Origin of the sequence: Allocoleopsis sp. (genome assembly GCF_036703385.1) — a bacterium.
Classification (GTDB): Bacteria; Cyanobacteriota; Cyanobacteriia; order Cyanobacteriales; family Coleofasciculaceae; genus Allocoleopsis.
The window spans coordinates 1-3,358 of the sequence record NZ_DATNPA010000509.1 but is presented as its reverse complement, the minus strand read 5'-3'; the positions used below and the strand labels follow the sequence as shown (position 1 = coordinate 3,358).

The window sequence follows — 3,358 nt, the reverse complement described above, 5'->3', positions numbered from 1 at the left end:
ACGCTGGAACTTTTTGGCGTTCTGGGGTGCTGTGACAAAAACAGGTGGGGATGACAATAAAGCATTGGACTTCACGAAACAAGTCTTTAAGAACGTCCCCGTGCTGCCAAAAGATGCGCGTGAAGCCACCGATGTCTTCTTTAAGCAAGGTCAAGGCGATGCCTTAATCAACTACGAAAACGAGATGATTCTGGCAAAACAGCAAGGCGAAAAACTACCCTATGTTGTGCCTGATGTCAATATTTCAATTGATAATCCCGTAGCAGTTGTAGACAAAAATGTGGATAAACACGGGACTCGTGAAATTGCCGAAGCCTTTGTGAAATACCTATATACCCCAGAAGCACAACGAGAATTTGCCAAGGCAGGGTTTCGTCCCGTTGACCCCACTGTCGAAAAAGAAGTGGAAAGCCAATTCCCCAAAATCAAAACCCTCTTTACTGTTAAGGATTTAGGGGGATGGGACAAGATCCAAAAGCAATTCTTTGATGACGGCGCTGTCTTCGACAAAATTCAAGCAGGCAAGTAAAAATCAGTTCTGATTGTTACTGATTAGTGGTTAGTTGTTGGTTGTTAGTCAGCTAATAATCAACAACTAATAACGCATAACCAACAACCAATGACCAACAATGGCTATATCTTCTCCCTCCCAACGCACCCTGGCTTGGAAAAATTCAAATAACTTACTGAGCAAATTTTCTTGGCCTTGGGGAATCACGATAGGGTATCTCACCCTGATGTTATTTGTGCCCACACTGGCAATGCTCCTGAAAGCGAGCACTGAAGGGCCGATTAATTTCTGGAGGATTGCAACGAGCGAGGTTGCTCTATCTACTTATGATGTTACCTTTGTCACGGCCTTGCTGGCAGGTGCTGTCAATGGCGTGTTTGGTACCCTGATTGCCTGGGTTTTGGTTCGCTATAAGTTTCCATTCAAAAAGATTATCGATGCCGTGATCGATTTGCCCTTTGCTTTGCCTACAGCTGTTGCTGGTTTAACACTGGCAACGGTTTACAGCGATAATGGCTGGATTGGTTCCCTCTTGGCTCCCTTTGGGATAAAGGTTTCCTTCACTCGCTTGGGCGTGTGGGTAGCGATGCTATTTATTTCGCTGCCCTTTGTGGTGCGGACAGTGCAGCCGGTGCTTACAGAAATGGAAAGAGAAATTGAGGAAGCGGCTTGGGCTTTGGGGGCTTCTCAATGGCAGACGTTTTGGCGAGTGATTTTACCCCCCTTAATTCCATCCATCTTGACGGGTGTCGCCCTGGGATTTGCACGAGCGGTTGGGGAGTATGGCTCGATCGTAATTGTGGCTGCTAACATCCCGTATAAAGATTTAATCGCACCGGTCTTGGTTTTCCAACGCTTGGAACAGTACGACTATTCGGGAGCTACCGTAATTGGCACGGTGTTATTGGTGATTTCGCTGTTCATCCTTTTGGCTATTAACCTTTTGCAAGCTTGGGGAAGACGTTATGCATAATTTAGAACCCTCGTTGCACCACGATACGCCTCCTGGGAAGGACGTTTCCTCAACCAAGGAAAAGAACTGGGTTCCGGCAGTGCTGATCGGGGTAGTAATCACCTACCTGAGCTTCATTCTGTTAATCCCGGCAATCAATGTGTTCGTGCAAGCGTTTAGCAAGGGCTTTGGGACGTTTTTAGTGCAGATGACGAAGCCTAGCTTTCTCCATGCGGCGCAGCTTACGCTGTATTTGGCGCTAATTACCGTCCCGTTAAATACGGTGTTTGGTTTATGTGCGGCTTGGGTACTCGCTCGGAAAAAATTCCGTGGACGCGCTTTAATCCTGAGCATTATTGACCTGCCTTTTTCCATCTCACCAGTGGTGGCCGGGTTGATGATTGTCTTGCTCTATGGGCGGAACGGTTGGTTTGGGCCGTTTTTAGAAGCTCACGATATAAAGATTGTCTTTGCCTTCCCTGCAATGGTACTGGCAACCGCCTTCATCACTATGCCCTTTGTGGCTCGTGAAGTGATTCCGGTTTTGGATGAGGCTGGTTTCGATCAAGAAGAATGTGCCAGAACTCTGGGGGCGAATGATTGGCAAATCTTCTGGCGCGTCACCCTACCGAATATTCGCTGGGGCTTACTCTATGGTGTGATTTTGACGAATGCCCGAGCAATGGGTGAATTCGGTGCGATCGCGGTTGTCTCTGGCAACATTACCGGTAAAACTCAATCCCTACCGCTGTTTGTAGAAGAGGCATACAAGCAATATGAGACTCAAGCTGCCTACTCGGCTGCTGTATTGCTCACTCTGTTAGCGGTTGTCACGCTGATACTCAAGGAAATTCTAGAACGTAGAACGAGCAGACGTTCCGGCGCTGCTCATTAAGCTGGATCATCCATCAACGCTGGGTTGGATCAAGAGCCAACCCAGCGAAATACTCTAAAAGCAGGCGATGGATGAAAATATAGCCTCCGCCTACTTTTTGTAAAAAGATAAGCTGGGTGGCATAGTCAAGAAAATGCGCATAGTTCCAAGGTATATAACCATTGGAGTACAGAATAAGACGCAGCGTGAAGTGTTTTACCCAAGGTTCTCCTGCTCCAACCAGCCCAAACAGTAACCCAATAATCACCCCGCAAAGAATTGGGATACCAACTAACCAAGAACCCACAGCTAGACTCAAGGCGCTGATTATCGCCAAAGCGATCGCATATCTAGTAGACTGCCAAATCCCTTGATTAGGTACTGTACTTGTTTCTATGCCGGAACCTGTTAATCCCCGCAACAGGATAAAAATCAAACTAGCACTTAGTGCAGTCCTCAATCCAGTTATTAAACCTTCAATTATCAAATCCATACTCGGCTCAACCATCAGGCTATAAAACAGCACACTGGTTAGCACATCAAGAAATCCTACAATTAGCCCAAAGCCTAGCCCGATACTCAGATGATCTTTTGCTTTTACCCATGACCATTTTAGGGTTTCAACTGGATTAATCTGATTACTAATCCACCCAAAAATTACCCCGGTAATTATTCCACTACTCACCCCAAGCATTAACCCAGCCATTAGTCCCAAGTATGAGCCAATCAGAAGCCCCACAATTAACCCAATACTAATACCACTACTAAAGAGAGCAATGAGTCCCAGCCCGATCGCATACAGCCATTTTTGATACAGGGTTAGCAACGAATCCGGCTGCATCCGCTCAATTAAAAACACGGTTTGCGATTCCTGAACCATCCGTTTAGCTAGCCAAATCAGCCACTGCTTAGCTTGCTCTTTCGAGTAGAAACGATTAGCCCCCCGACGGTCAAACATCCGTTCCGTGTAAGCATTAAATAGATAGGAGCAGAGTTCTTCGCGATCGCGCCTAGGCAATTC

The 3,358-nt window shown here is 46.6% G+C and carries 3 protein-coding genes and 1 pseudogene; 3 read left to right on the top strand and 1 reads right to left on the bottom strand.

Going from position 1 to position 3,358, the window contains the following annotated elements; all coding sequences use genetic code 11:
* The 3 genes from V6C93_RS24905 to cysW form a co-directional block, all read left to right on the top strand.
* Positions 1 to 529 (top strand): sulfate ABC transporter substrate-binding protein (locus V6C93_RS24905; protein ID WP_333479364.1); only part of this gene is annotated, 529 nt, incomplete at its 5' end.
* A 100-nt stretch (positions 530 to 629) separates the two neighbouring features.
* On the top strand, positions 630 to 1,484 hold the full coding sequence (cysT, locus tag V6C93_RS24900; protein ID WP_333479363.1) for a sulfate ABC transporter permease subunit CysT: 855 nt from the start codon (positions 630 to 632) through the stop codon (positions 1,482 to 1,484).
* Positions 1,477 to 2,358: a sulfate ABC transporter permease subunit CysW gene (gene cysW, locus V6C93_RS24895; protein ID WP_333479362.1), complete on the top strand. Its 882-nt coding sequence runs from the start codon at positions 1,477 to 1,479 to the stop codon at positions 2,356 to 2,358. The genes cysT and cysW overlap by 8 nt, the downstream gene beginning before the upstream one ends.
* A gap of 13 nt (positions 2,359 to 2,371) precedes the next feature.
* Here the strand turns inward: cysW and V6C93_RS24890 are convergent.
* Positions 2,372 to 3,358: pseudogene (locus tag V6C93_RS24890) on the bottom strand (NACHT domain-containing protein); the annotation flags it as partial.

What these genes read in the sequence shown, in the direction of transcription:
- cysT (WP_333479363.1), top strand. Translation starts at nt 630, where the DNA reads ATGGCTATATCTTCTCCCTCCCAACGCACCCTGGCTTGGAAAAATTCA.
- cysW (WP_333479362.1), top strand. Translation starts at nt 1,477, where the DNA reads ATGCATAATTTAGAACCCTCGTTGCACCACGATACGCCTCCTGGGAAG.